The following is a 26,944-nucleotide window of genomic DNA, read 5'->3' on the forward strand; positions in this document are numbered from 1 at the left end:
AAATCAAATATCCTTTCTAAAAAGCAAAAAAGGTTGAAATAAATCATACTGATTTTCTGTAAACATTTTAGAATGAGGAACCGAAGGAGAAGATAAACCATGACTCTATTTAAAAAAATAATGGCATTTACAGGTTCTGTGATCATTGTTTGTGTGCTATTCGGTATTCTTTCCGCGATTTTCACAAACCATTATTTGCTTATCATGCTCATCACGCTTGCTGTAGCTGGTATTTTGTTCTTCTTTTCATCAAAAGCCGGCGAAAAAGCTTGGCAGAAAAAACTGGATTAACAAACAAAGAGTATCGTTATATTCGTTCCAATTTAGAGGAAGCACGCGCTAAAATTTTACGCCTGCAAAAAATCATGAGTGCTCATAAAGCACTTTATTCCTTCCAAGAACGCAACAAAACATTACAATTAACAAAACGACTTTACCAAATCGTGAAAGAAGAGCCTAAGCGTTTTTACGAAGCAGAAGATTTCTTCTTCTCACACTTGGATTCGCTTGTTGAACTCACAGAGAAATATGCCTTTTTAGAAAGCCAGCCGGTTAAAGATAAAAAAATTTATCAAACCTTATCTGACACACGTTCACTTTTAAATGATTTAAGTCGTGTCATCGAAAAAGATTTATTCACTTTACTTAACCAAGATGTGAACAGCCTTGATTTTGAACTTGAAGTCGCTAAAAATTCGATTTCAAAGCAAAAAAAGAAATTCGAAAGGGGTCAAAATCATGAGTGACTCAAAAGAAAATAAAGAACTGAACCAAACAGATATGCTTGAAAAAGAAATGAATCATACGCTTGATGATTTGCTTTCCAACCCTTTTGGAACAGATGGAACCACTGAAACAAGCCTTTTAAATAGTGAAACGGACAGTAAAACGGCTCCTCGCCTTGTCGACATGCTTCCAGAAAGTAACAAACGACAAGCTATGGAATTGAGCAAACAAATCGAGCCAGGTAACCAAGCGGCCATTTTAAGCTACGGGGCGCCGGCGCAAGCTAAATTACATGATTTTTCTCATTCCATGCTCGCTCACGTTCAAAAACAAGATGTCGGTCCAATTGGTGACATCATCAGTGATTTAATGTATCGACTGCAAGAAGCTGATCCTGATGAACTTGCGGCGCGCAATAAAAATATCTTTACGAAAATGTTCCACCGGGTGAAACAATCGATCAATGAAATCACATCTAAATATCAAAAAATTGGAACTCAAATTGATCGAATCGCACTAAAACTCGAGCATTCGAAAAAACGGCTGATTGAGGATAACTCCTTCCTCGAGCAACTTTATGATAAAAATAAAGATTACTTTCAAGCGCTAAATATTTATATCGCAGCGGGAGAATTAAAACTGGAAGATATCCAAGACAAGCTTCTCCCCGAGTTAAAGAAAAAAGCAGAACAAACAGGAGATCAAATGGATTTCCAAGAGTACAACGATTTGATGCAATTTGCTGATCGGTTAGAAAAACGCGTTCACGATTTGAAACTGAGTCGTCAAATTACGATTCAGCAAGCCCCGCAAATTCGGTTGATTCAAAATACCAACCAAGCACTTGCTGAAAAAATCCAGTCCTCTATCATGACGGCGATCCCGCTTTGGAAAAACCAAGTTGCCATTGCGCTAACATTATTGCGGCAACAACAAGCCGTTCAAGCACAGCGTCAAGTTTCAGAAACAACCAATGAACTCTTGAAACGCAATGCTGATATGCTTAAAACAAACGCGATTGAAACAGCGCGTGAAAATGAAAGAGGGATTGTTGATATCGAAACCTTGAAGGAAACCCAATCTAGCTTGATTGAAACTCTGCAAGAAACCCTTAAAATCCAGAAAGAAGGTCGCGCTAAACGTGCTGCCGCTGAACAAGAACTCGTTTCGATGGAGCAAGAACTAAAAGATCGGCTGCTAGAACTAAAATAATGAATCCAAACAAAAGCGTTCCTTTCCGAATCGGAAAGGAACGCTTTTTCTTTATTTATTAGAGCCCTTCGAGGCGCAGATTTTCAAAATGAATGGGTTTCAAATTCGTCACTGTAAGGCCAATCAAGCGAATGGAATCTTCACCATGATAAGCTTCTTGAAGTAAGGCTCGCCCCGCTTCATAAATCCATCTTTTTTCATGCACATAATCCGTTAATGTCATCCGTTTTGTAATCGTCGTAAAATCGCTGTAGCGCAATTTTAAAACAACCGTTTTCCCGTGCTTATGAATTTTCCCAAGTCGCTGTTCAATTTTTTCTGCAAAGCGCATTAAATTTTCTTCAAGTACTTTTTCATTCCAAATATTTTCAGCAAAAGTCGTTTCTTTTCCAACGGACTTCCGGTCACGATTTGGATTCACAATATTATTGGACCGCCCTCTCACATGGCGATACAGCGCGTAGCCGTGTTTATGGAATTCACGAATCAAATCCCATTCGCTCCAAGCGCGCAAGTCTTTCCCCGTATGAATCCCGAGTCGGTGCATTTTTTCTGCTGTTACCTTCCCCACACCATAAAATTTATCGATGGGGATCCCTTCCAAAAAAGCCTCAGCATATTCAGGCGGAACGACAGTAAGTCCGGCCGGTTTCTCGTAATCGGAGGCAATTTTAGCGATAAATTTATTGTAGGAAACGCCTGCTGAAGAAGTTAAATGTAGTTCTTGGTAAATGGCACGCTGGATTTCGCGCGCAATTAGAGTTGCTGATTTCATGCCAACTTTATTTTCAGTCACATCTAGATAAGCCTCATCAAGCGAAAGGGGCTCAATCACATCCGTATAGCGATGGAAAATTTCCCGGATTTGAGCCGAAACTTCCATATAATGCTCCATATTCCCATGAATAAAGATCCCTTGCGGACAAAGTTTTACTGCTTGACTAGAAGGCATCGCTGAATGCACGCCAAACTTTCTCGCTTCATAGGAACAAGTTGAGACGACCCCACGTTTCTTTGGATCTCCTCCGATGATGAGTGGTTTGTTCCGGAATTCTGGATGATCACGTTGCTCGACCGATGCATAAAAAGCATCCATGTCAATATGAATGATTTTTCGGCTTGTATCTATGACCTTCCTCTCCTTCCAAAAGAACATTTGTTCCCTTTTATTATACAAGAAAATGCGGCGTTTGCCAAGTCTAAAAAAGAAAAGCGAGCCTACTTCTTCATGAAGGCTCGCTTTCCAAAAAATTCGACAAGGCTTGGCATCACTTGATAAAGCCTCGTTCCGATATTCATCAAAATCGGCAAATTGATTTCTCGCCGTTTCTTGCCAAGAATTCGCACGGTTTTTTCCGCTACTTTTTCCGGTTTTAGCGCAAAAAAACTAACATTATTTAAGTATTCCCCTGACTGGTCGGCAATCGTAAAAAAATTCGTTGTCATCGGGCCCGGATTGACCGTTGTGACGTGAATATTCGTTTCGCTAAGTTCCATCCGCAGAGCATTGGAATAGCCTAAAACGGCGAACTTTGTGGACGCATAGGTGCTTGATTTAGGAGTCGCAATTTTTCCAGCTTGTGAGGCAATATTCACGATATGCCCTTCATTTTTTTCAAGTAACGTTGGTAAAAATAGCTGTGTCAAGCGAATTAACGCCAAAACATTTGTGTCAAACATCGCTTCCACTGTCTCAAAAGGCGTATCAAGAGCTATTTCAAACAAGCCAAAGCCAGCAGAATTCACTAAAACGTCAATATCATGTTGATCTAAAATTCGTTTTGTTACTGCCTCTAAGGCAGCAAAATCGGTCACATCAATCGGATAGAAAGACGCGCTGATATCATAAGCGGATTCAAGCTTCCCCGAAAGTTCGGCTAACTTATCTTCACTTCGCGCAAGGAGCACAAGATGTGCTTTTTCTCGCGCACAAAGGTGTGCCAAACTTTCCCCAAGTCCACTTGAAGCACCGGTAATAACAACCGTTTTTCCGGCAAGATATGGATTCATTGTCTTTCCTCCTAAATTTCAAACGTTGCTAAGTCACTTGCAATTTCTGTTTCTGGAAAAATTTCCCGTGCTTCATTTACTAATTGTTCACTCGTTTCTTTATCATAGCGAGAACTGATATGCGTTATAATTAATCGCTTTGCGTTAGCATTTTTTTGCAAGAGTCGCTGCTTCTTTTGTTGTTGAATGCATGTAAGCACGCGCCATCTCCCCTTTTTCTGCTTCAAAAGTCGCTTCATGCACGATGAGATCAGCATTTTTGGCAAGTTCTTCTTCCCGCTTAAAACTGCGAGTATCTCCAAAAATGGCAATCACTTTTCCTTTTTGCGCAGGACCAATATAGTCTTTCCCGTCAAGTGTCTCACCGCTTGGCAAAATGATTTTTTCTCCATCTTTTAATTGTTTAAACAGCGGTCCTGGTTTGATCCCTTTCCTGATAAGTTGCTCAGCATCAAGAGCCCCTTGTTTATCGCTTTCTTCAATCCGAAAACCAAATGAAGAAATGCCGTGGTCAAGTTCCATACAAGCCACCTTTATTTCTTCATCTTGATAAACAGTACCATCAAAAGCTAATTCTTCAATTCGAAGCGGGTAAGATAAATGCGTCCCCGAAAGCATTAGACTAGTTTCAATATAGTTCTTGATTCCTGCAGGACCATAAACAACGAGCTCGCTCTCGCCACCTTGAAATGAACGACTGGATAAGAGCCCCGGCAAGCCAAAAATGTGATCACCATGCATATGTGTAATAAAAATCTTTTCGACTTTGCTAAGCTTTACTTGCGAATAAAGAATTTGGTGCTGCGTTGCTTCCCCGCAGTCGAATAACCAAATCGCATTTCGCTCACTTAGCATCATCAGTGCAAGAGAAGTAACATTTCGACCTTTTGACGGAACACCGGCTCCTGTACCAAGAAAAATGAGTTCCACTTTGCTTTCCCCGCTTTCGTTTTACTAGTCTTCATTTTAGCATAATCAACTGATTTTCGAAAACCCAAAAAAATTTTAACCTAGACCAATTAAAATCGTAAGTCAAACAGTTGCATAGTGCCCGCCAAATAGATAAAATAGTAAGGAGCTAATGAGTGTCTTGTGCTCATTAAAGAATGAAGTGAAGTTAGTTTTATTTGTAAACCTAACTTTCAGATAGAATGAAGGAAAGAGGGTCAGGTCACGTATGGCAGACGAGTTAGAACAAAAAGCTTTGATCACAATATTTGGTGGAACGGGAGATTTAGCAAATCGGAAACTTTACCCCTCTCTATACCATTTATTTACAAAGGGCTATTTAAAAGATCACTTTGCTGTCATCGGAACAGCAAGAAGAGAATGGAGCAATGAATTTTTCCGCGAGAAAGTGAAGGAATCGCTTCAAGATATTGAAGGTGCTTCGGAACACGCCGAGGAATTCGCTTCTCATTTTTATTACCAGTCCCACGATGTAATGGATCAAGAAACCTACGTTTCGTTAAAAAATCTGTCGGATGAATTAGATGAAAAATATCAATTAGACGGTAACCGTTTGTTTTACCTCGCGATGGCACCAAATTTCTTCGGGACAATCGCAAGAAGAATCAAATCAGAAGGCTTTACGGACACTGCGGGTTTCCACCGTTTAATTATCGAAAAACCTTTTGGGCATGATTTAAAAAGCGCTGAGGAGCTAAACAACTCGCTCAGAGAAGCTTTCCGTGAAGATGAGATTTACCGAATCGATCACTATCTTGGAAAAGAAATGATTCAAAATATTTCTGTGATCCGCTTTGCAAATTCCATTATTGAGTCTCTTTGGAACAATCGTTATATCGATAATATCCAAGTAACACTCAGCGAAGTACTGGGCGTTGAAGACCGTGGACGTTACTATGATGAAAGCGGCGCACTGCGTGATATGGTTCAAAACCATATCTTGCAAATTGTTTCTTTGCTTGCTATGGAGCCCCCCATCAAACTTACGACAAAAGAAATTCGCAATGAAAAAGTGCGGGCACTACGCGCGTTGCGGGTATATGAAGGTAAAGAAGTCCATCAACATTTTATCCGCGGACAATATGGTAATGGCGAAGTAGATGGCAAAGAACTAAAAAGTTATCGCGAAGAAGAAAACGTGGATCCAAATTCCAACACTGAAACATTCGTAGCAGCAAAGCTCATGATCGACAATTTCCGCTGGGCAGGTGTTCCGTTTTATATTCGAACTGGAAAACGTTTAGCTACTAAAGCCACACAAATTGCGATTCATTTTAAAGATGTTCCTATGAATTTGTTTGGTAATCAGCAATCACTAGGCGGCAATGTGCTTGTGATCCATATTCAGCCGAACGAAGGCATTACGCTTCATTTAAATGTGAAAGAGCCGGGACAAGGAATGGTCACAATGCCAGTCAACCTTGACTACGTTCACTCATCACAAGACAGGATGAACACGCCTGAAGCATATGAAAAGTTGATTCTTGACTGCTTGCGCGGGGACGCTACTTACTTCTCTCACTGGGATGAAGTGAGCCTTTCCTGGAATTTTATTGACCATATTGCAGCGGTTTGGACCACGACAAAAGATCACTTCCCGAACTACAAACCTGGTTCCATGGGGCCAAAAGAAGCTGATGAACTCGTTCAAAAAGACGGATTTGCTTGGTTCCCGGTCGTTGATGAATAATCTAAATTCAAAAATCCGCTGTTGTAAAGTTTACAACAGCGGATTTTTCTTTTGACTTACATATAATCATGTTTCCAGTCTCGCTTAAAGAGTCCCATAAAATAACAATCCTTATAGTCCCCCCTCATGTAAAACTGTTCAATCATCGTTCCTTCAATTTTGAATCCCAATTTTTTAATAGATGTGAACGGCTCCTTCATTTTCCGTATCTACATATAAAAACACTTTATGGAGATTCAAAATTTGAAACGCATAGTTAATCCCTTTCTCCATCGCTTCTTGCGCAAGCCCCTCGCCTTGAAACTCTTCTTTCACGATCACTTGAATCTCACAATTTCGATGGATGTAATCAATTTCAACAAGTTCAATAATTCCCGCAAATTGACCATCCTTAATAATAACAAAACGGCGTTCAGTTTCATCATAAATATGTTTCTGATAAAGACTCTTTAATTCACTTAATGATTCGTAAGGCTCCTCAAACCAGTAGGCCATGACATTTAATTTGTTATTTAATTCGTGGATATGGATTAAATCATTTTCTTCCAAAGCCCGAATATGCATATTTCCAGCTCGCTCTCATTATTTTTTTTACAATTCTAGTATACCATATTCCTTCTATATCACACCTCTTCTTTCAACCAATCGAAAAATCATTCCTGTGAAATTTTGCACCTTCTTCAACTTCATGCTACAATAAACGAGAAAATAGCTTTAAAGGAGTATCCGAATAATGGAAGAAGATAAAGTTGGTCAATATCTAGAAAATGGAATTACCGGCGGAAAAGAGTTGCATCCTCTTCAAAAGAAAAAATATCTCGGTACTTTTCAAGAACGTGTCATCACTTCTCTTACGAAAGAGCAAGTTCAAACACTGGACTTCCTTCCTGAACTTGAGCAAAAAATGGAAGACCATCCAGATGCCAAGTTACTTTTAAACGGAGCGCTCCCTTATCCGTCACTTCGCCCTTATATTCAGCTCGCTGAAAAAACTCACAATGAGTTTTCCATCGTCCAACGTGAGGAAAACGAAACGGATATTTTTCTTGTCTTAGCAGCTAAACAAGAAGTGGAATCTCCTGATGTAAAGCTCGAAAAAGAAATGCCCAAACAAGAAGAAAATCAAGATGAATCCAAGCAAAGCTTACTTGATAAAATAAAAAAAATTACTCAACTAAAAAAACACGGATGATTAGTCCGTGTTTTCTTTACAGGAGGTTATTTATGCTACACATAATCGTTGTTTCACTCTGTATATTAACACTTTTACAAAGCCTTTACTTCTTTATTCGTAAAAATCTCAATATGGGCGTTCTATTCTTATTAATTACTGCGGCACTTTTTTTTAATCAGTCGAATTGGATAAAGGGCATCCACTTTGAATCGCTTGTTTTAATTTCCCTTGCATCTCACCAATTCCTCTTGAACCACTAAGAGGCATGAGCAAGGGGTTTTTTTGATCCGTAACAATAGACAAAAGCGGTCCAAATTTTTTTTCCTCCAAGTATGATCACTGGTTCAAAAGGCGCAGCTCCTTTTTCTTGCCACTCTTTTTTTAGTTCCTCAATTTGAATGGTTGACTCATTTGTTCCTTTCAGCGTGAATCGTACATCATAAGGTCCTGCAACAAGGTCACAAGGCTTTAAAAAGCCATAACGCGGCGAAAGGATCAACCAATCCTCTGCAAACTTCTCGGCGTAAGCTTGACAAAGCTTGTGAAAAGTCCCCGTATAAGCTTCTTTTGCGGGAACTGCTCCAAATTCTGGACATTTATCCCAAATTTTAGGTTTTCCTGAAGGAATGATCATCATTTTTTATGCCACTCCCAGTGTGTTATTTTCCCACCAGATTGAACTTCATCCTCATTCATTTGGTGAACAAAGCCTGTCCGCTCAAGAACCCCAATCGAAGCCAGATTACTTTCAAAGGAACGTGCAAAAATCCGGGTAATCACTTCTTGTTCCTTTAGCCAAGCAAGCATCGCAGAAAGAGCCTCTGTCATATAACCATGATGCTGAAATTCTGGCACAATGCTATATCCAAGTTCAATTTCTCCTGTTTCATCTGGATCCCCTTGTCCGCCGATTTCGCCAATCACAATATTCTCTTCTTTTAAAATAACAAGCCGCGTCCATCTTGTCATCTCCGGTTTCTTCTTCACATTATCAAGCACATACGGCAAATAAAAAAAGAAATCAATCCCAGGCCAGTCTTCAGAAACCTCGCAGCCAAGTACTGCTTCAAGCTCACCGATCCCAGCGATTGTCGCTTCAATCATTTCACGGGTATATTCAATCAAAAGCAAACGCTTTGTTTCAATAGATTCCATGCCTTCCCCTTCATTCTTTTCAAGATAGTTTAAATGTACCAATTCCAACCATTTTCTGCAAGTTTCGTATTAAGAAGCTCTTAAGACTAATACAGTTTTACACATCTGTATCAAGAATCCTCTCCGTTTTCAAGAGCTTGTTTTAGTGCTATAATGGAAAAAGAATAAAAACTGTATTAGTCTTGAGTGAAAAACTAATATGACAAGGAGAGATAAACATGAAAACTGAAAATCAACTCTTTCAGCATTCGACCATGGCCGCTCTTGTTGGCGGACTTTTTGACGGAACGATGACCTTTTCCGAACTACTCAAACACGGAGATCTTGGGATTGGTACCTTTGATCAATTTGACGGAGAACTAGTTGTTGCTGACGGGAAAGCTTACCAAGTGCGTGAAGATGGCAAAGCCTATGAAGTCGCGCCTGAAGCGACAACTCCTTACGCAAGCGTGACTCATTTTGCACCTGATACCCGTTTTAAAGTAACGGAAGCAACGACACGTGAACAAATTGAAGCAAGAACCGCAAGTTTGACTCAAGGTCCTAATTTATTCTACGCCGTCCAGATTCAAGGTAAATTCCGCTTTGTGAATACTCGAGTGGCTCCTAAACAAACTAAACCCTATCCACCACTAGTTGAAGCAGTTAAAACCCAGCCTACTTATCATTTTGAAGAAATTGAAGGTACGATTGTCGGATTCTATATGCCTGCTTACATTACAGGAATTGGCGTCTCTGGCTACCATATCCATTTCATTGACCAAGACAAGCAGGTAGGCGGACACGTTTTTGACTATGAATTACTTGAAGGAACGGTAGAAATTGCTGAACAAACCGCTGTACATTTAGAACTCCCACACTCTGAAGACTTCTTAAATAAAAATCTAGCATCCGAGGATATGCTCGAGCAAATCGATGCTGCTGAAAAATAATAAAGAGACGCAAGCTTAGAAGCTTGCGTCTCTTTATTCAGTAATAATTTTATGAATTAATTTAGGCTTTTCTGCGTGATCTGAAATCGTTATATTTCCATAGATTTTATCGCGAACAGACGAAATATCCGTTTGATGGCTATAAACCGTCGCAAGACTTTCCCCTTCCTGAACTGCATCCCCAACTTTTTTCCGAAGTACAATCCCAACAGAAAGATCGATCTCATCTTCTTTTGTCGCGCGCCCAGCTCCGAGCATCATTGCTGCGACTCCCATCTCATCTGCAACAATTTCACTTACAAACCCGCTTTGCTTAGCAGGAATTTCCTGTTTAAATGCCGCTTCAGGAAGTTTTCCCGGGTCATCTACAACCGAATCATCCCCGCCTTGATTACGCAAGAATTCTTTAAATTTCTCGAGTGCTGCACCATTTTGAATAACCGATTCCAGTTTTGCTCGTGCTTCCTCTAGATTATCCGCTTTTTGTGCAAGCACCACCATTTGGCTTCCTAAAACAAGCACAAGTTCCGTCAAATCTTTCGGACCTTCTCCTTTCAAAGTCGCAATCGCTTCTTTAACCTCAAGCGCATTCCCAATCGCATATCCAAGCGGTTGTGACATATCTGAAATGACCGCCATTGTGTTTCGACCTACGCCATTTCCGATTCGAACCATCGCATGCGCCAAGTTTTCTGCATCCTCTTCCGTTTTCATAAAAGCGCCAGCACCCGTTTTGACATCCAAACAAATGGCATCAGCACCTGCCGCAATTTTCTTACTCATAATCGAACTCGCAATCAGCGGAATAGAGTTAACCGTCCCCGTCACATCTCGCAGTGCATATAGCTTTTTATCAGCCGGCGTCAAATTACCTGACTGCCCCATAATAGCCACTTTATCGTGATTCACAAGCTCTATGAATTCCTCTTTCGAAAGCTCCACATGAAACCCTTTTACAGATTCTAATTTATCAATCGTTCCACCCGTGTGCCCAAGTCCGCGTCCAGACATCTTAGCAACTGGAACGCCTGCAGAAGCAACAAGCGGGGCAAGAACAAGCGTCGTTGTATCACCAACACCGCCCGTTGAATGCTTATCAACTTTGATACCACTGATCGCCGAAAGATCAATCGTCTCCCCTGAGTTCACCATCGCCATCGTTAAAGCTTGTCGCTCTTCCTCCGTCATATCTTCAAAATAAATCGCCATAAGAAGCGCACTGGCTTGATAATCTGGAATCTCACCTTTCGTATATCCTTCCACAAAAAAAAGCGATTTCATTTTTAGTTAATGGTAAGCCATCCCGCTTTTTTGAAATAATATCCACCATTCTCACTTAAAGCACATCCTTTCACAAGTAAACCGTTTTACTATCCACAAAACATGGTAAGCTCTTTTCTCCTTCACTATACGGTAGAAGAGCTTCCACTGTCAAACTTTTTCGTGCTGCTTCTTTCCATCAACTCCAGTTTAAGCAAATGATTCGGCATCGCTTCTTCTGGGCGTTCAATCTTCCCAAGAAGCGCTTTTGCGGCAAGTGTCCCCATTTCATAAATGGGTTGACGAATAGTCGTTAGCGCCGGAGTCATAAAAGAGGCCAGTTCAATATCATCAAAACCAATGACAGAAAGTGCATCTGGAATAACAATCCCATTCTCATAGGCATAGCGATATGTCCCTGTCGCCATCAAATCATTTGTAGCAAAAATAGCCGTTATCTCCGCATCTTGCTCAAATAACGTTCTCGTTGCGTCAAAACCTCCTTGCATCGTTTGGTCTCCGCTCACTATCCAATCTTCAAAAATTAGTAAACCGTGATCCCTCATAGCTTTTCTATAACCTTCAAATCGTTCAAACACATTATAAAAAGAAGCATCCGAAACGATAATCCCAATTTTCCGGTGACCTAAATCAATCAAATGTTTTGTGGCAATATAGCCCCCAGCAAAATCATCTACGGCAATCCGTCCCTCTTGCCGTTCGTTTCGTTCCCGGTCAAGTAAAATAAACGGACAGCGCTTTTCTTTGAGGCGCGAGAAAACTTCTGAAGCAAGAATATGTGGACTTGCAATGATCAGTCCATCTACGGCGCGATGAAGCAACTCTTCTATGTAATGGTCTTCCCTTTTGGTGTCGTTTGATGAGTTGCATAGCATAATCATATAACCTTCACCGTTTAGATAATCCTCAGCTCCTTTTACAAGCTGTGAAAAAAACACATCTGTCACTTCTGGGACAACCATGCCAATTGTATTCGTATGATTTTTGATCATATTTTTAGCAAAAAAAATTCGGTTTATACTTCATCTGTTCAGCGGCATGAAAAACTTTCTTCTTCGTCGCTTCGCTAAATCGTTCGCCTTTTCCATTTAAAATCTGCGAAATTGTTGTGATTGAAACGCCTGTTTTCTCAGCAATTTCTCGAATCGTTGTACTCAACCGAATCCCTCGCTTTCCAGCATGTTCTTCTATATTTTTACATAAAAATTCCGATTAGGAAAGAAAAAACACGCAAATCCTTCGATTTGCGTGCCTTTTATCAATAATCCGAAGTCCCCGCTTCGCCTGAAACAATTGCTACACCAGCACTTGCTCCAATTCGAGTGGCTCCAGCATCAATCATTTTTAACACATCTTCTTTTGTACGAATCCCCCCAGAAGCTTTCACGCCAGTATCTGGTCCAACCGTTTCACGCATAAGCTTAATGTCATGAACTGTCGCGCCACCAGAGCTGAATCCAGTAGACGTTTTCACAAAATCCGCCCCTGCTTTAACCGCAAGTTTACAAGCGCGAACCTTTTCCTCATCCGTTAATAGACAAGTTTCAATAATCACTTTAACAAGCGTTCCATCAGCAGCTTCTACAACAGCCTTGATATCTTGTTCAACAAACGCATCATTTCCCTCTTTTAGCGCACCGATATTGATGACCATATCCACTTCCGTTGCGCCATTCGAAATCGCATCTTTCGTTTCAAAAGCCTTGACACTAGAAGTATTCGCTCCAAGCGGAAAACCGATAACTGTACAAATATCCACTCCCGAATCTGCAAGTTGGCTGCTTGCAAACTTGACCCACGTAGGGTTTACACAAACGGAAGCAAATTGATAAGTCTTCGCTTCTTCAGTTAGCTTCTCAATTTGTTCTTTTGTCGTTTCAGGTTTAAGTGCAGTATGATCAATCATTTTGGCAATATTCATCATTCAAAACTCCTTTATTTTAGCCTAACTGTATCTTACTCTAGATCGCATGCAATTTCAATGATTCTTGAAGAAAGTCCTAAGGGAACTAGTCAAAACGAAAAAAGCAAGAATGAAGAAAAGCTTTCTCCATTCTTGCTTTTAGTAGCACTTAATAGAACTGATCGGGAAGAAGCGATTCACCCAACTTGATGTTTTCACGATAATCAATCGGAATATCCACCACAACAGGGCCTTCTGATTGTAACGCTTCTGTCAGAACCGTATCCAGTTCTTCAGGACGCTCAACACGAAGTCCTTTAGCGCCAAAGCTTTCCGCATACTTCACAAAATCCACGCCACCAAAACGAACAGCAGCTTCCTTGCCGTATTTCATTCTTTGTTGGAAGGCTACCATATCATAACTTCCATCGTTCCAAATTAAATGAACAATCGGAATTCTAAGTCTAACAGCTGTTTCTAACTCCATCGCAGAAAATAAGAAACCACCGTCACCAGAAATCGAAACTACCTTTTCACCTGGACGGACAAGACCGGCCGCAATTCCCCATGGAAGGGCGACTCCGAGTGTTTGCATGCCATTACTGAACAATAATCTACGTGGCTCATAAGAGCGGAAATGTCGCGCCATCCAAATATAGTGAGAACCGACATCTACAGTTACTGTCACATCATCATCAATTTTGGAGCGTAGTGATTCGATCACAGAAAGTGGGTGTACTAAATTAGTTTCATCGGGCTCACTCGGAATATCACGTTGCTCAAGCTTTTCATGTAAGCCACGTAAAATCTCCTGCTCCGTTTCCCCCAGTTCTAGTCCATCGAACTTCGCATTAATACGATCAAGTGTTAGCGAAATGTTCCCTACAAGCTCCGTCACCGGTTGATAATAATGATCGATTTCAGCAATAAAATCGTCAATATGAACAATCGTACGCTCAGAAGAAGCATTCCAAGCTTTTGGTTCATATTCAATTGGATCATAGCCAACAGTGATGACTAGATCTGCTTTACTTAGAAGAATGTCTCCCGGTTGATTTCGGAACAAGCCTACACGTCCGAAAAAATTACTTTCTAATTCGCGTGAAATGACTCCCGCGGCTTGAAATGTTTCCACTACTGGAATACTCGTTTTTTGAAGCAGACGACGAATAGAGGCTGTTACTTCTGGGCTACTAGCGCGCATACCAAGAAGGAGAACTGGAAGTTTAGCTTTTTTCAGCCGTGTAATAAGTTTAGCAACTTGTTCTTTTGTCGCTGGACCTGTTTTCGGACGAGCAAGCGAACGAATCGCTTTCGCTGGAACCTGTTCCTCCGTTACAATATCTTGTGGTAAGCTAACAAACGCTCCACCTTGACGAGGTTCCTCAGCAGCACGGAAAGCATTCGAAAGAGCTTCAGGAATATTTTTCGCATCAACAACCTCTTCACTATATTTCGTAATGGATTTAAAAAGAGCTGCATTATCCATTGATTGGTGTGTTCTTTTTAGTCGATCTTGTCTTCCAACATTCCCGGCAAGCGCAACAACAGGATCACCTTCTGACGTAGCTGTTACAAGTCCAGTTGCAAGATTTGAAGCCCCCGGTCCACTTGTCACAAGGACAACGCCAGGTTTTCCAGTCAATCGACCAACAGCAGCCGCCATAAACGCCGCATTTTGTTCATGTCGGCTAACAATAAGCTCAGGACCTCTTTCTTCCATGATATCAAATACCTTATCAATTTTTGCTCCTGGTATGCCAAAAACATGTGTAACCCCTTGATTAATTAAACTATCTACGACAAGATCTGCCCCAGTTTTATCATCAACCTGTTCTTGTTTCTTATCCACTTCATTTCAACTCCTGTATCATTTTATTTAAAATATTAACTAAAACAGTTTGAACCATACTTACTCATTATAAATAAAATCAAAGTTTAATCAAGAGTTTGAATCACAAAACTGTTATATAAGAAACGAAAATCTGTTTTACATTGTGTTTCATTTAAATAAAAAAATCTAGCAACCTCATAAAAAGCTGCTAGATACTTCGTTCATTCTTTTGTTTCTTTACCAAAAAACTGAAATTATAGTTTTACTACGTTTTCAGCTTGAGGGCCACGTTGACCTTCAACAACGTCGAATTCAACTTCTTGACCTTCTTCTAGGCTTTTGAAACCTTCTTCTTGGATCGCGCTGAAATGTACAAAAACGTCGTCTCCGCCTTCAACTTCGATAAATCCAAATCCTTTTTCACCGTTGAACCATTTTACCTTACCTGTCATGTTTTCACAGACCTCCAAAAAAATAATTTACTTAATATGGGTTTTCAAATAAAAAACAAACTGGCCAAGCTAATCAACAAGCCCTTGCATGTTTTTCATAAAAAAATTCACATATTATAAAAAGTATTCATATGATAAAAGCTTGAATACTCTTTATAACATGTGAATATTTCCGTTCTCTACAAAATACAACTTGTAAAACCATATTTTCTTATCAACAGTTCTATCTTAACGCTTATCCCGAAAAAATGCAAGAAAAAAATAGTGGCGTTTACATTTTGAAAATTCACGAACTTACTTTATAAATACATATAAAAAAGCATCTTTCAAGAGACAATTAATTCCTTTTGAAAGATGCCAAGAATACTAATTATTCAACTTTACTTAAATCTTTAAGACGCCACTTCGTTAGTAGCTCGTGTAATGGTTTTCGGACAAGGAAGTAAACCCCAGTAGAAATAAAAATGGAAGCCATCCCAAACAAAAAACCACCAAGTACATCGGTTGGATAGTGAACGCCCAGATACACTCGTGAATATAAGATATAAAAAATCACAAACAATCCAAGTGCCCCGATGACGATTTTCGCCCAAATTTGTCGAACCGTAAAAATAAGAAATAGTGCTGCTAGTCCATAAAAAATGGAAGTTGCCGTAGCATGTCCGCTTGGATAACTAAAGCCTGATTCAGAGATCAGCCAATTAGAAGAATCTGGACGACTGCGCTCGACAAAATGTTTTAGTAAATAGTTCAAGACAACCCCACAAAAAAGAACCGTCCCACCAAACCATAATCCAACAGTGAATTTCCGCAAAATGAATAAAATAATCACAACAATAATCGTCATAACAATGATGTATTCAGCAGACCCAAAATGCGTCAAAAATTTTACTAACTTCGTTGTCCCCGCTTCAATATGACCATCGCGAATACGCGAGATCCAACTTAAATCAAACTTTGCCACCCAATTACTACTTTTTGCTACACTAACTGCCTCAAAAATAAACGCAGCTAAAGCAATCACGCCAATAATAAGTAACGGCAACGCTTTTTTTCCATTTGAATTCATTCTCGTCTCCTTACTTTACTTGCTGCAAAAATGCCTTGACTTGTTTAACAAGTTGCAAGTAACCTTCTTGTTCATTAGTTTCTTCCATAGAAAGTAGCGAAACGCTTGCTCCGTCTTCAGAAATTTCGATCGTTCCTTTATTCGTGAAAGTTGCATTTCCAATTAAATGCAATGAAAAATCACCATCTGTTTTTTCAGCTGTTACTTTCACCATACCGCCATCGTTATACACTTCAAGCGCTTCTTCCAGTTTATCATGATCCAGTAGTTTTTTAATCAGACTCGAGGCCGACATGGCTGTTCCGCAAGCGTTCGTAAAGCCAACGCCACGTTCAAAAGTACGAACAAAAATTTGATTTTCTGCAAGTCTCCTGACAAAACTCACATTGACACCATCTGGGAAATAGGGATTTTCACCATTTAAATAACTGGCAAGTTCACCTTGTTTGTCTGACTCAAAGATCTCTTTTGAAACGAAACTAATCAGATGCGGGTTAGGTACGGCTACAGCAGAAAAATGCAACTCTGGATCTAGTTCCGGCCACACCTCATCAAAAAGTTGATCTCCTTGATAGTGAAACGGTAAGCTTTCAGGTGTAAAAAGCACTGGAGAAATTTCAACTTCAAAAGTTGGGATTCCAAAACCCAATGACTCACTTTTTTTTCACGAGAAGATCCGCTTTCATCGTCTCAATTTTTGCTTCGCCTAGCTCATTTTCCTCTAGCAAATAACGTGCTACAGTTCTCAATCCATTACCGCACATAGATGCTTCCGACCCGTCTGAATTAAAAACACGCATTTTCCCAATCGTTCCCGGATTTCCATTTCCAACAAATAAAATACCATCAGCGCCGCCCAAAAGATGCGAGCGATCACATAATTTTTGGGCAAGAAGCGCTTTTTGAGCATCCGAAAACTCGCCAAGCCCACTCTTTCTTTCATCCAAGATAAAAAAGTCATTTTGTGACCCATGAACTTTGATAAAATCCAGTTTCAATGTCTTCAAGCCCTTCCAAAATTTTAGCTATATTGTACCACATTTTATATAGAAATGACTAGAAAAGGGCCGCTTCTTTAAAGCAGCCCTTTTCTAAGCCTTACTCTACTCATTCATAATTCTTAGTTACAATTTCCGCACAACGTCCACAAAGCGTTGGATGATGTTCGTCAGAACCAACATCTTTCTTCACAACACGACAACGTTCGCAAACTTCTCCATCAGCAACAGAAATTTGAACTGCTACATGCGGAATTTCTAGTGCTGTTTCAGGAGCATTTTCAAGCCCTTCAACTAATTCAAAATCAGAAACAATAAAGAGCTGCGCAAAATCTCCTTCTAGGGAATCAAATAGTGATTTCCCAGTTTCATCCACATACAGGGTCACTTTTGCAAGCATGGATTTTCCGATCATCTTATCGTTCCGAGCTTCTTCAAGCGCTTTTTGAACACCATCACGCACTTTCATGAACTCATCCCATTTTTCTTCAAGACCGGCTTTCACATTCAGAACATGTACTTCTGGCATATCCTCTAGGTGAATACTTGGTGTTTCTTCGCCCTTTAGATTAGCCCAAATTTCTTCCGTCGTATGCGGAAGAATCGGAGCAAGTAGTTTAGTTAATACAACAACGGACTCATAGAACACTGTTTGCATTGAACGTCTACTTAGACTATCAGCAGCTTCGATATAAACAACATCTTTCGCAAAGTCCATATAGAACTGACTTAGTAATACGGTACAGAAATTGTTGATTTGATGATAAATCGTTGAGAACTCAAATTTTTCATAACTAGTTAAGACGGTATTCACTAAATGATTTAATTTCACTAACACATACTGATCAACTTCTCGCAATTCTTCAAAAGCTACTTGATCTTTTTCAGGTTCAAAATCACTCACGTTTCCTAGCAAGAAACGCATTGTATTCCGGATTTTCCGATAAACTTCCGAAACTTGTTTTAAGATGTCATCGCTAATACGAACATCTGCCTGATAATCCACAGAAGCCACCCACAAGCGAACAATGTCCGCCCCTAGCTGATTGATAACTTTCCCTGGCAAAATGGTGTTACCGAGCGATTTACTCATCTTACGGCCTTCTCCATCAAGCGCAAACCCATGGCTAAGTACGTTACGATAAGGAGCTTCACCAGTCATTGCTACCGCCGTTGTAAGCGAGGAATTGAACCAACCACGATATTGGTCAGAACCCTCCATATAAAGATCTGCTGGACGAGAAAGTTCTGGTCTTGCCTCTAGCACAGCTTGATGGCTCGAACCAGAATCAAACCAAACATCCATAATATCATGTTCTTTTGTAAACTCCCCATTCGGACTGGATGGATGTGTAAATCCTGCTGGTAAAAGATCCTTAGCTTCCTTTTCAAACCAAATATTGGAACCATGTTCACGGAACAAATCAGAAATATGTTGAATCGTTTCATCTGTAATAATCGCATCCCCATTTTCCCCATAGAAAATAGGAAGTGGCACACCCCAAGCACGCTGGCGTGAAATTACCCAATCGCCTCGGTCACGAACCATATTATAAAGTCTAGTTTCTCCCCATGAAGGCGTCCAATTTACTTTTTGAACGGCTTCCATGAGCTCACCACGGAATTTATTAATCGAGGCAAACCACTGAGGTGTCGCACGGAAAATAACTGGTTTTTTCGTACGCCAATCATGTGGGTAACTATGAGTAATAAAGTCAAGTTTTAATAGTGCCCCAACTTCTTTTAACTTTTCAGTGGCAACTTTATTCGCTTCGTCGTAGAAAAGCCCTTCAAATCCAGGTGCTTCATCTGTAAAGACCCCTTTTTCATCGATCGGTGCTAATACTTCCAAACCGTATTTTTGACCGACAATAAAGTCATCTTCCCCGTGACCTGGCGCCGTATGCACAGCTCCTGTTCCAGCATCTGCTGTTGCATGTTCTCCGTTAATCACGAGCGAATCGCGGTCATAAAATGGATGTTTCGCAACAACGCGATCTAAATCACTACCACGAACTGTTTGAATTACTTTCCCGTCTTCCCAGCCAAGCGTTTCCTTTAGAGAATCCACTAACGCTGCTGCTACGAGATACTTCTGTCCACTTGTTTCTACAACTGCATAATCTAAATTTGGATTCACCGTAATCGCCATGTTCGATGGAATCGTCCATGGGGTTGTCGTCCAAATCACGATTTTTGTATCATTATCAATGACTCCTTTGCCATCTTTTACATCGAAAGCGACATAAATAGAAGCAGATTTTTTATCATGATATTCAATTTCAGCTTCAGCAAGCGCTGATTCGCTTGAAGGAGACCAATAGACTGGTTTTTTACCTTTATAGATATAGCCTTTTTTCGCCATTTTCCCAAATACTTTAATTTGCTCAGCTTCATATTCAGGTTTTAATGTGATATAAGGATTTTCCCAATCACCATTTACTCCAAGGCGTTTAAAACCTGTTCGTTGTAAGTCAATTTGTTTATAAGCATATTCTTCACAAAGTTTGCGGAATTCCGCAACTGACATTTCTTTTCGCTTTACACCTTTTTTAGTGAGTGCTTGTTCGATTGGAAGTCCATGCGTGTCCCACCCGGGTACATAGGGTGACCTAAAGCCTGCCATTGACTTATAGCGAACAATGATGTCCTTAATCGTTTTATTCATCGCATGTCCCATATGAAGTTCACCGTTCGCATACGGAGGACCATCATGCAAAATGTAAGTCGGGCGACCCGCATTTTTTTTCTTGCACCTTTTGATAGAGATTTTCTTTCTCCCATTTTTCTTGCCAAAGTGGTTCTTTATTTGGCAAATTTCCTCGCATCGGAAATGCAGTTTTTGGCATCAATAATGTATCTTTATAATCCATCGCTCACAAACTCCTTTATTTTATTATTCCGCAAAAAATAAAAATCTCCTCCCTAAAAAAGGGACGAGATTATCGCGTTACCACCCTTGTTGATAAAAAGAAGCTTTTTTACCCACTCGTTCCATTAACGCCTGGCCGCGCTGAGTCTTACTTTATTCAGACTCAGAACTCCTTGAGTGATTTCTGAATTTCACCTTGCTTCTGGTCTCACACCATCACCAGATCGCTTCAAAGCAGGTTTGAAAAACATACTTGTCTCAGATCAACATTTTTCTATTCTTGTTCGCTTTCAGCATCTTCCTGAACTTCTTTAATAGATTTCAGTTCCGTTGCATCTACGTCATACTCCATCATTTGTTGCCAATCATCGCTTTTAATCAAGTCCATTTGTGCTTCAACGAGAAGGCGCAAACGTTCTCTGAAAACTTTCGATTGACGTTTTAAATCTTCAATTTCAATTGAAATTTTACGTGCTTTTGAAAGTGAATCCGCTAAAATCCGATCCGCATTTTTTTCTGCTTCACGAATGATTAATTTTGCTTCTTGATCAGCAGATTGTTTCACTTCTTCCGCTGCAGTTTGAGCAACAATTAATGATTTATTTAGCGTTTCTTCAATATTTGTAAAATGTCCCAATCGTTCTTCATTGTTGTTTAAGGAATCTTCCAGACGTTTCTTTTCTTTTAGCACTTGTTCATAATCTTTGATAATCTGATCGAGGAAGTCATTCACTTCATCTTCATCATAACCTCTAAAACCACGGGTAAATTCTTTGTTATGTATATCCAGTGGCGATAATGGCATATTCTACACCTCCGTACGAATTATCGAAATAGCAACTTCAATATTCAGCTACTAAATTCGAAAGAACCTTGCTTTTTACAAAACAAATCCAATATAAGAATTATTTTAACACAATCTATCATTTTTTCCTAGTGCAATGTCGATTTTAGCGAACAAGAATCCCCATTTCCGCTAAGATTTCGATAGCTTTATCAATCTGCTCCTCTGTGTCAGCCTCAACCGTATGAAGATGAAGTCCATTTGTTAAACCCGAAAGCATTAGCGCATCTGTATTTTTTAATTTATAGATGAATTTTTCAACATCAAAGCGACTATTTAAATGAAGATTCCCTGTTAGTTCCCCATAAATAGGATGATCTACGATGACATCAATCACAGAAACACCATAATCCACAAGCATATTTAATTCCGTTTCAGCTTCTTCTTTCGTATGATTACAAGCGATAATCCGCTGAATTCTTTTCGATTCTTTAGCCATCATGTAGCCTTGTGGTGTTGATATGATTGGTTGTTCCATCGCTCGAAGCAACGAAATATCTTGCACGATCACTTGTCTACTCACATCTGTTCGTTTGGCTAGCTCGCCTCCAGAAATTGGTTCAGAAGTATGTTTGAGCCAATCTAAAATGGCTTCACGTCTATCTTCTCCAAGCATTTTTTTCAAAATTTCTCACCTACTTCTTTCTCTTACCTTTAAATTAAGGCTATTATATCACAAGCAGCGCTTAAGCAACATTAATCTACCGCCGCTTGCTCCATTTTCTAGCCATAAAAAAAGAAACTGCAAACAGATCTCACTCCACTCTCAGTTTCTCATTTCAAAAACCCAATATCCATCCGGATCTTGTCTTTTTTTGTCCGTCCATGAATTTGAATTAATTTGATCCTGCCATACCCACGTGCCGATAAAATGTCAGCTTCTTCGCATTCAAAATCTGGATTTTCTACCACTTTCCAGTTTACTTTGACAAGCCCTGCTTGAATCATTTGCTTAGCTTTTTGCCTAGAAAGATGAAGCGCGTTACTCAAAACCCCGTCTAGTCGTAAACTCGAACTTGTGATCATTTGCCCTTCCCACTCTTCTTGCACAATCAAAGCATCACGAAGGGCCACTTCCTCAAGCATCACATTTACTTTTCCAATTTTTTCGAGCTGACTCGTCACATAATGAGACATCTCCTGGTCCACAAAAAACTGCCATTCTTCACCTTGGTTCAAAATATCTCCAAAAGCTTCACGACGAATACCAAGTGACATCAATGTTCCGAGAATTTTTTGATGCGTGAGTGTCGTGAACTTCACAGGATAACGAATGTGAAAGAGACTTATTTTAAAATCATTTTCTTCTGGCGTGTAGTAGTCCGGATAAATGAGCGCTCGTTTTCGTTCTGTGAATTCGGATCCACCAAAAAATGAGGTTTTCATTGTATCATACCCACCAACAACCGTTTCAGCAATAAAACGTTGTCGTGGATCTAAAAATTCAGTTAGTCGCGGGGTATACTCGTCCTCCACTTGAATCGCCAAATCTAAAATTTGATCGATAAATGCATATTCTTCCTTACGAAAATGTTGATAAATACCTTCCATCTGCTTCACCTCCTCTGTTTTTAAAAAATGAGCCATCGTGCTTAACTAAATTTATATTCTTTCAGACAAATTTTTCTCTTAAAAAAAGTCATGCCCGAAAGACATGACCCGTTAAATCCCGTATAAAAGCGGTACAACGTATTGATAAATCAAATTGGTAAGGACAGTCATCGCAAATTGAAAAGCAATAAACGCAACCAATGATGAAATATCGAACATTCCAATCGGCGGGATAATCCGTCTGAACGGTTCCAGAATCGGTTCAAAAATCCGACCTAAAAAACGGCCAATTTTTGAATCCCGTGCTCCTGGAAACCAGCTCATCAAGAAGTAGACAAACATGAGCGTTGGCAAGTAGCGAATGATAAACAAAATCACATCAACTACTTGTATTAAAAAAGTTTGCAACCTTGTGTTCCACCTCTCTAGCGTTACATGTAATTTTGTTCTTCAAGCATTTCCGAGATTGAGCCATCTACGTTAACATTTTCAGGTGTACACAAGAAAATATTGTTACCGATGCGCTGGATGTCTCCTCCTAATGCGTAAACTGTTCCACTTAGGAAATCTACGATACGAATTGCTTGGTCGTGACTAATGCGCTGTAAGTTAACGACAAGCGTTTTATATTCTTTTAAGTAATCCGCAAGCTCTTGTGCCTCAGCGTATACACGTGGTTCAGAAAGCATTACTTCACTTGAAAATTGCGCGCCTTGCATGCTGACAACATTGGGCCCTTCTTCAACCGCCCGAAAGCGGTTTTTAGCTGATTTTTCATTTTTCTTTTGAATCATTGGTTCAGGTTCCTGCGTATTTTTTCGATTTGTTTCTTCTTCGTAATATTCATCTTCATCAAGGAAAAAGAAAGATTTGAATTTATTGGAAAGTCCCATGATCTTGCACCTCCGTTAATTTTAGTCATTTACGAGCGCCCTGCCAACACGAATATATGTGGCACCTTCTTCTACTGCAATACTATAATCGTTTGTCATCCCCATAGATAGTTCGCTTGCTGTCACCCGATTGAGATGAAGTGCTGCAATTTCAACACCTGCTTCATTCAATGCGTGAAAAATATCATGAAGGTCGTTTTCATTCTCAGTAATTGGAGCCATCGTCATCAATCCGACAATTTCAATTTGTTTGAAATCAGCTTGTTTCAGAAACACTAAAGCTGATTCTTTCGTAAAACCATGCTTAGATTCCTCTCCAGAAACATTCAGCTGCAAGAAACAACGGACTGGCTTTTCAGCCCGTTTTTCAATTTCCTCCGCCAAACTTGCTCGGTCAAGTGAATGGATAAAATCCACTTTATCAATAATTTGCTTCACCTTGCGTGTTTGGAGCGACCCGATGAAATGCCAGCGGATGTCCGAGAAATCTTGAAGCGCTTCATACTTCTCCAAAAAGACATCCACCCGGTTTTCACCAAAATCACGAATTCCCAAATCATAAAGTTCTTTTATTCCTGCAACATCAATGGTTTTCGTTACAGCAACTAAATGTACATCTGCTTCAGAACGTCCAGCTTTTTTGCAAGCCTCTTTAATATTCGTTTTAATTTGAGTGAGATTAGCTTGTTTCGACATCTACGTCACCTTTGTTCATTTGAATTCCCGAATTCTAACGCTTCAAACATTTTTAGCGTTTGCGTCTATTACGATTGCGAATAAATGCTGGAACATCTACATCCCCATGATCTGTGTTTGTTGGTTCTTCTTCACGATAGGATGGCGATGGTGTTTCAACTGAATCATTTTCAACTGGTCTACGTGGCTCTTCGGGTTTAGCATAGTTCGGACGGTTCACATCGATTTTTTGACCTGTTGCTCGTCTTGTTTGAACGGGTTGTTGTTTTGACTCATCAAATCCTGTAGCAATCACAGTCACAACGAGCTCGTCTTTCAAATCATCATTAATGACAGAACCAAAAATCATATTCACTTCTGGATCAGACGCATTTGACACGATTTCTGCAGCTTCTTGAACTTCGTACAGACTAAGATTCGAACCGCCTGTAATATTCATTAGCACACCTTTTGCACCATCAATCGAAGTTTCAAGTAACGGAGAAGAAATAGCTTTTTTAGCAGCGTCTGCCGCGCGATTTTCACCCGTCGCAATTCCAATTCCCATAAGAGCTGAACCGCGATTTGTCATAATCGTTTTTACATCTGCGAAGTCCAAATTGATAAGTCCAGGAACCGCAATTAAATCAGAAATGCCTTGCACCCCTTGGCGGAGAACATTATCTGCTTCACGGAACGCCTCAAGCATCGGAGTGTTCTTATCGACAATTTGAAGCAAGCGATCATTTGGAATTACGATTAACGTATCAACCGCTTCTTTCATCGCCTCTGTTCCAGAAAAAGCTTGTTTCGAGCGTTTTGGTCCTTCAAAGCCAAATGGACGTGTAATCACACCAACTGTTAGAGCTCCCATTTCCTTTGCGATTTGTGCAATAACTGGTGCAGCTCCCGTTCCTGTTCCGCCACCCATTCCTGCAGTGACAAATACCATATCCGCACCTTTTAGCGCTTCTTCAATGACTTCACGACTTTCTTCGGCTGCTTTTTTCCCGATTTCAGGAACAGCTCCAGCTCCAAGCCCACGAGTAAGCTTTGAACCGATCTGTAATTTTACTTCAGATTTAGCTAAATTAAGTGCTTGAGCATCTGTATTAACAGAAATGAATTCAACGCCTTGAACACCGTGTTCGATCATACGGTTAACAGCATTATTTCCGCCACCGCCGACGCCAATTACTTTTATTGTTGCCAAGCTTTCAGAATTGGTTTCAAACTCTAACATTCTATTTCCTCCTACTACTTTCTTGTTTTTTTAAATCGTAGTTATTATTCAAAAAAAAGCGCCAAAGAAATTTTTCATTTTTGTTGTTACTTTTTCATCATCTGATTTTTTAGGTTTAGGTGCTTTTGCTTTCTTTTCAGCTCGACCTTCGCCTTCTTCGTTATAGGCTGATGTCTCGCTTCCAAGGTCGCGTCCTTCAAGACCTTCTAATTCATATGCATATTGGATTAACCCAACTGCTGTTGTATAGGCTGGATCTCTTACCCCGATATAATCTGGCATGGCAAGTCTTGCATGATTCCCAAGGGTTTTCCCGGCAAGATCAATTGCACCTAGCATCCCCATCGTTCCACCAGTTAAAATATAACCACCTTGCAAATTTCTTGCGCCCATACGGTAAACTTCTTCTTGTACGAGTTCAAAAATTTCTTCGAGCCTCGCTTCAATGATATCTGCGATTTCAAGTTGATTGAAATGTTGCTGTTGATCAGAGCCGATAACATCGACAGAAAAGACTTCATCTTGTGAAGCATCTTCATAAAAAGCGTAACCATGTTCCAGTTTCACTTTTTCAGCATTTGCCGTTGAAGTGTTTAAACCAAGCGATAAGTCTTTCGTAATATTTTCTCCGCCAACCGGAATGGAACTTGTAGCCATTAGCTTACCTTGATCAAACAGACTCACAGTTGTTGTTCCCGCTCCAATATTTACAAGTGCAGTTCCAAACTCTTTATCATCATTAGTCATCGAAATAGCAGCTTCAGCAAGTGGCTGTAGCACGATTTCAGTAATTTCCAGTCCAGCTCTTTCTACGCAGCGGAGGATGTTATGTAAAATTGTTTTTGAACCTGTTACAAGGGAGCCTTCCATTTCTAAACGTACGCCACTCATGCCACGCGGATCTGTTATTCCATCAAAGCCATCAACAATAAATTGATGTGGAATGAGACTGATCACCTCGCGCTCAGGACTAAGCGGGGCAACTTGTGCAGAATCTAAAACATTCCAGACATCATGATCGGTAATTTCAGAATTATCACCACTGACCGCAACAATCCCGCGACTGTCTTCAAGCATAATTTGGTTAGAAACGATCCCAACAATCACTTGTGAAATTTCTACGCCAACCATTCGTTCAGCTTTTTGAATCGCTTGTTTGATGGAATCCACAGCTTTATCAATATCAATGACAATGCCCTTTTTGATTCCTTCCGATTCCACGTCGCCAACACCTATAATATTCAAACGGTCATTTGCAATTTCCGCGATGATTACTTTGATTTTTGAAGAGCCAATATCAAGGCTCACATAAATTTCACTTTCTCCCACTGATCGGCACCTCCTTTGTTTTCATTCGTGTACCATTTTCATTTTATTTACAAACTTCTTATTTTCATGTTGACACTTTTCAAGACTATGTTAGATGTACCTATACTATAGTCTACACCAACAAACTTTTGA

Annotated in this window: 21 protein-coding genes, 8 pseudogenes and 1 other annotated feature; of the genes and pseudogenes, 6 read left to right on the plus strand and 23 right to left on the minus strand. The window is 40.0% G+C overall.

Features of this window, described 5'->3' with window-relative positions:
- Positions 1–99 precede the first annotated feature (99 nt).
- Together MAQA_RS04860 and MAQA_RS04865 are read left to right on the plus strand one after the other, a co-directional pair.
- Positions 100–746, plus strand: a pseudogene (locus MAQA_RS04860) (5-bromo-4-chloroindolyl phosphate hydrolysis family protein).
- Positions 739–1,938 carry a toxic anion resistance protein gene (locus MAQA_RS04865; RefSeq protein WP_036071879.1) on the plus strand — a complete coding sequence of 400 codons (1,200 nt, stop codon included), beginning with the start codon at positions 739–741 and terminating at the stop codon, positions 1,936–1,938. Before MAQA_RS04860 ends, MAQA_RS04865 begins: the two are co-directional and overlap by 8 nt.
- A gap of 58 nt (positions 1,939–1,996) precedes the next feature.
- On the opposite strand, the gene dinB is transcribed toward MAQA_RS04865, so the two are convergent.
- The 4 genes from dinB to rnz all read right to left on the minus strand — a co-directional run bounded on the left by dinB (position 1,997) and on the right by rnz (position 4,878).
- The gene (gene dinB, locus MAQA_RS04870; RefSeq protein ID WP_036072181.1) at positions 1,997–3,067 is read right to left on the minus strand and encodes a DNA polymerase IV; all 1,071 of its coding nucleotides are present in this window, start codon (positions 3,065–3,067) and stop codon (positions 1,997–1,999) included.
- 89 nt (positions 3,068–3,156) lie between these two features.
- Entirely contained in the window at positions 3,157–3,948 is a 792-nt protein-coding gene (locus MAQA_RS04875; protein WP_036071881.1) for an SDR family NAD(P)-dependent oxidoreductase, read from the minus strand.
- Positions 3,949–3,959: 11 nt separating this feature from the next.
- Positions 3,960–4,109 carry a hypothetical protein gene (locus MAQA_RS16585; protein WP_420911928.1) on the minus strand — a complete coding sequence of 50 codons (150 nt, stop codon included), beginning with the start codon at positions 4,107–4,109 and terminating at the stop codon, positions 3,960–3,962.
- The gene (rnz, locus tag MAQA_RS04880; RefSeq protein ID WP_420911929.1) at positions 4,093–4,878 is read right to left on the minus strand and encodes a ribonuclease Z; all 786 of its coding nucleotides are present in this window, start codon (positions 4,876–4,878) and stop codon (positions 4,093–4,095) included. The genes MAQA_RS16585 and rnz overlap by 17 nt, the downstream gene beginning before the upstream one ends.
- Before the next feature lie 247 nt (positions 4,879–5,125).
- Between rnz and zwf the strand changes: the two genes are divergently transcribed.
- A complete protein-coding gene (gene zwf, locus MAQA_RS04885; protein ID WP_036071883.1) occupies positions 5,126–6,607 on the plus strand; it encodes a glucose-6-phosphate dehydrogenase in 1,482 nt (493 codons plus the stop codon).
- Between the two features lie 56 nt (positions 6,608–6,663).
- On the opposite strand, the pseudogene MAQA_RS04890 reads toward zwf, so the two are convergent.
- Positions 6,664–7,171, minus strand: a pseudogene (locus tag MAQA_RS04890) (GNAT family N-acetyltransferase).
- Positions 7,172–7,340: 169 nt separating this feature from the next.
- Here MAQA_RS04890 and MAQA_RS04895 point away from each other — a divergent pair.
- Together MAQA_RS04895 and MAQA_RS14395 are read left to right on the plus strand one after the other, a co-directional pair.
- Positions 7,341–7,799: a YueI family protein gene (locus MAQA_RS04895; protein ID WP_036071886.1), complete on the plus strand. Its 459-nt coding sequence runs from the start codon at positions 7,341–7,343 to the stop codon at positions 7,797–7,799.
- A 32-nt stretch (positions 7,800–7,831) separates the two neighbouring features.
- A pseudogene (locus MAQA_RS14395) lies at positions 7,832–7,948 on the plus strand (hypothetical protein); the annotation flags it as partial.
- Positions 7,949–7,952: 4 nt separating this feature from the next.
- Here MAQA_RS14395 and MAQA_RS04905 read toward each other — a convergent pair.
- Positions 7,953–8,418 (minus strand): annotated as a pseudogene (locus MAQA_RS04905) (DUF6884 domain-containing protein).
- Positions 8,415–8,936 (minus strand): GNAT family N-acetyltransferase, encoded by a 522-nt coding sequence (locus MAQA_RS04910; protein WP_036072183.1) that lies wholly within the window; start codon positions 8,934–8,936, stop codon positions 8,415–8,417. Before MAQA_RS04910 ends, MAQA_RS04905 begins: the two are co-directional and overlap by 4 nt.
- Positions 8,937–9,148: 212 nt before the next feature.
- On the opposite strand from MAQA_RS04910, the gene budA reads away from it, so the two are divergent.
- Positions 9,149–9,868: an acetolactate decarboxylase gene (gene budA / locus MAQA_RS04915; protein WP_036071892.1), complete on the plus strand. Its 720-nt coding sequence runs from the start codon at positions 9,149–9,151 to the stop codon at positions 9,866–9,868.
- Between the two features lie 33 nt (positions 9,869–9,901).
- Here budA and MAQA_RS04920 read toward each other — a convergent pair.
- The 16 genes and pseudogenes from MAQA_RS04920 to ftsA form a co-directional block, all read right to left on the minus strand.
- Positions 9,902–11,204 (minus strand): annotated as a pseudogene (locus tag MAQA_RS04920) (pyrimidine-nucleoside phosphorylase).
- 70 nt (positions 11,205–11,274) lie between these two features.
- Positions 11,275–12,307 (minus strand): annotated as a pseudogene (locus MAQA_RS04925) (LacI family DNA-binding transcriptional regulator).
- 100 nt (positions 12,308–12,407) lie between these two features.
- A complete protein-coding gene (deoC, locus tag MAQA_RS04930) occupies positions 12,408–13,070 on the minus strand; it encodes a deoxyribose-phosphate aldolase (protein WP_036071894.1) in 663 nt (220 codons plus the stop codon).
- Positions 13,071–13,221: 151 nt separating this feature from the next.
- The gene (gene alsS, locus MAQA_RS04935; protein ID WP_036071896.1) at positions 13,222–14,904 is read right to left on the minus strand and encodes an acetolactate synthase AlsS; all 1,683 of its coding nucleotides are present in this window, start codon (positions 14,902–14,904) and stop codon (positions 13,222–13,224) included.
- Positions 14,905–15,140: 236 nt separating this feature from the next.
- Positions 15,141–15,338, minus strand: coding sequence for a cold-shock protein CspD (gene cspD, locus MAQA_RS04940; RefSeq protein ID WP_036071898.1), 198 nt, complete (start codon positions 15,336–15,338; stop codon positions 15,141–15,143).
- Positions 15,339–15,708: 370 nt separating this feature from the next.
- On the minus strand, positions 15,709–16,407 hold the full coding sequence (locus MAQA_RS04945) for a phosphatase PAP2 family protein (RefSeq protein ID WP_036071900.1): 699 nt from the start codon (positions 16,405–16,407) through the stop codon (positions 15,709–15,711).
- Between the two features lie 10 nt (positions 16,408–16,417).
- A pseudogene (gene dapF / locus MAQA_RS04950) lies at positions 16,418–17,405 on the minus strand (diaminopimelate epimerase).
- A gap of 109 nt (positions 17,406–17,514) precedes the next feature.
- Positions 17,515–20,278: pseudogene (gene ileS, locus MAQA_RS04955) on the minus strand (isoleucine--tRNA ligase).
- Between the two features lie 56 nt (positions 20,279–20,334).
- Positions 20,335–20,553, minus strand: a binding site (T-box leader).
- Positions 20,552–21,082: a DivIVA domain-containing protein gene (locus MAQA_RS04960; protein ID WP_036071904.1), complete on the minus strand. Its 531-nt coding sequence runs from the start codon at positions 21,080–21,082 to the stop codon at positions 20,552–20,554. It overlaps the preceding feature by 2 nt.
- Positions 21,083–21,227: 145 nt before the next feature.
- Complete coding sequence (locus MAQA_RS04965) at positions 21,228–21,746, minus strand: transcription repressor NadR (RefSeq protein WP_036071907.1); 519 nt, start codon at positions 21,744–21,746, stop codon at positions 21,228–21,230.
- A gap of 149 nt (positions 21,747–21,895) precedes the next feature.
- Positions 21,896–22,672, minus strand: a complete 777-nt coding sequence (locus tag MAQA_RS04970; RefSeq protein ID WP_036071910.1) for a YlmH family RNA-binding protein — start codon at positions 22,670–22,672, stop codon at positions 21,896–21,898.
- Between the two features lie 111 nt (positions 22,673–22,783).
- Complete coding sequence (locus MAQA_RS04975; RefSeq protein WP_036071913.1) at positions 22,784–23,080, minus strand: YggT family protein; 297 nt, start codon at positions 23,078–23,080, stop codon at positions 22,784–22,786.
- 23 nt (positions 23,081–23,103) lie between these two features.
- Complete coding sequence (locus MAQA_RS04980; RefSeq protein ID WP_036071916.1) at positions 23,104–23,565, minus strand: cell division protein SepF; 462 nt, start codon at positions 23,563–23,565, stop codon at positions 23,104–23,106.
- Between the two features lie 21 nt (positions 23,566–23,586).
- Positions 23,587–24,261 carry a YggS family pyridoxal phosphate-dependent enzyme gene (locus tag MAQA_RS04985; RefSeq protein WP_036071918.1) on the minus strand — a complete coding sequence of 225 codons (675 nt, stop codon included), beginning with the start codon at positions 24,259–24,261 and terminating at the stop codon, positions 23,587–23,589.
- Between the two features lie 52 nt (positions 24,262–24,313).
- A complete protein-coding gene (gene ftsZ, locus MAQA_RS04990; protein WP_036071919.1) occupies positions 24,314–25,483 on the minus strand; it encodes a cell division protein FtsZ in 1,170 nt (389 codons plus the stop codon).
- A gap of 48 nt (positions 25,484–25,531) precedes the next feature.
- A complete protein-coding gene (gene ftsA / locus MAQA_RS04995) occupies positions 25,532–26,812 on the minus strand; it encodes a cell division protein FtsA (protein ID WP_036071921.1) in 1,281 nt (426 codons plus the stop codon).
- Positions 26,813–26,944 lie beyond the last annotated feature (132 nt).

Source organism: Listeria aquatica FSL S10-1188 (assembly GCF_000525795.1).
Taxonomy (GTDB): domain Bacteria; phylum Bacillota; class Bacilli; order Lactobacillales; family Listeriaceae; genus Listeria; species Listeria aquatica.

Bases quoted from the DNA above. Each gene is read 5' to 3' on its own strand.
- MAQA_RS04985 (WP_036071918.1), bottom strand. From the start codon at position 24,261: ATGTCGAAACAAGCTAATCTCACTCAAATTAAAACGAATATTAAAGAG.
- deoC (WP_036071894.1), bottom strand. From the start codon at position 13,070: ATGAATATTGCCAAAATGATTGATCATACTGCACTTAAACCTGAAACG.
- cspD (WP_036071898.1), bottom strand. From the start codon at position 15,338: ATGACAGGTAAGGTAAAATGGTTCAACGGTGAAAAAGGATTTGGATTT.
- MAQA_RS04865 (WP_036071879.1), top strand. From the start codon at position 739: ATGAGTGACTCAAAAGAAAATAAAGAACTGAACCAAACAGATATGCTT.
- MAQA_RS04960 (WP_036071904.1), bottom strand. From the start codon at position 21,082: ATGCCATTATCGCCACTGGATATACATAACAAAGAATTTACCCGTGGT.
- MAQA_RS04945 (WP_036071900.1), bottom strand. From the start codon at position 16,407: ATGAATTCAAATGGAAAAAAAGCGTTGCCGTTACTTATTATTGGCGTG.
- MAQA_RS04910 (WP_036072183.1), bottom strand. From the start codon at position 8,936: ATGGAATCTATTGAAACAAAGCGTTTGCTTTTGATTGAATATACCCGT.
- MAQA_RS04895 (WP_036071886.1), top strand. From the start codon at position 7,341: ATGGAAGAAGATAAAGTTGGTCAATATCTAGAAAATGGAATTACCGGC.
- zwf (WP_036071883.1), top strand. From the start codon at position 5,126: ATGGCAGACGAGTTAGAACAAAAAGCTTTGATCACAATATTTGGTGGA.
- ftsZ (WP_036071919.1), bottom strand. From the start codon at position 25,483: ATGTTAGAGTTTGAAACCAATTCTGAAAGCTTGGCAACAATAAAAGTA.
- MAQA_RS04875 (WP_036071881.1), bottom strand. From the start codon at position 3,948: ATGAATCCATATCTTGCCGGAAAAACGGTTGTTATTACCGGTGCTTCA.
- MAQA_RS04970 (WP_036071910.1), bottom strand. From the start codon at position 22,672: ATGGAAGGTATTTATCAACATTTTCGTAAGGAAGAATATGCATTTATC.
- MAQA_RS04980 (WP_036071916.1), bottom strand. From the start codon at position 23,565: ATGGGACTTTCCAATAAATTCAAATCTTTCTTTTTCCTTGATGAAGAT.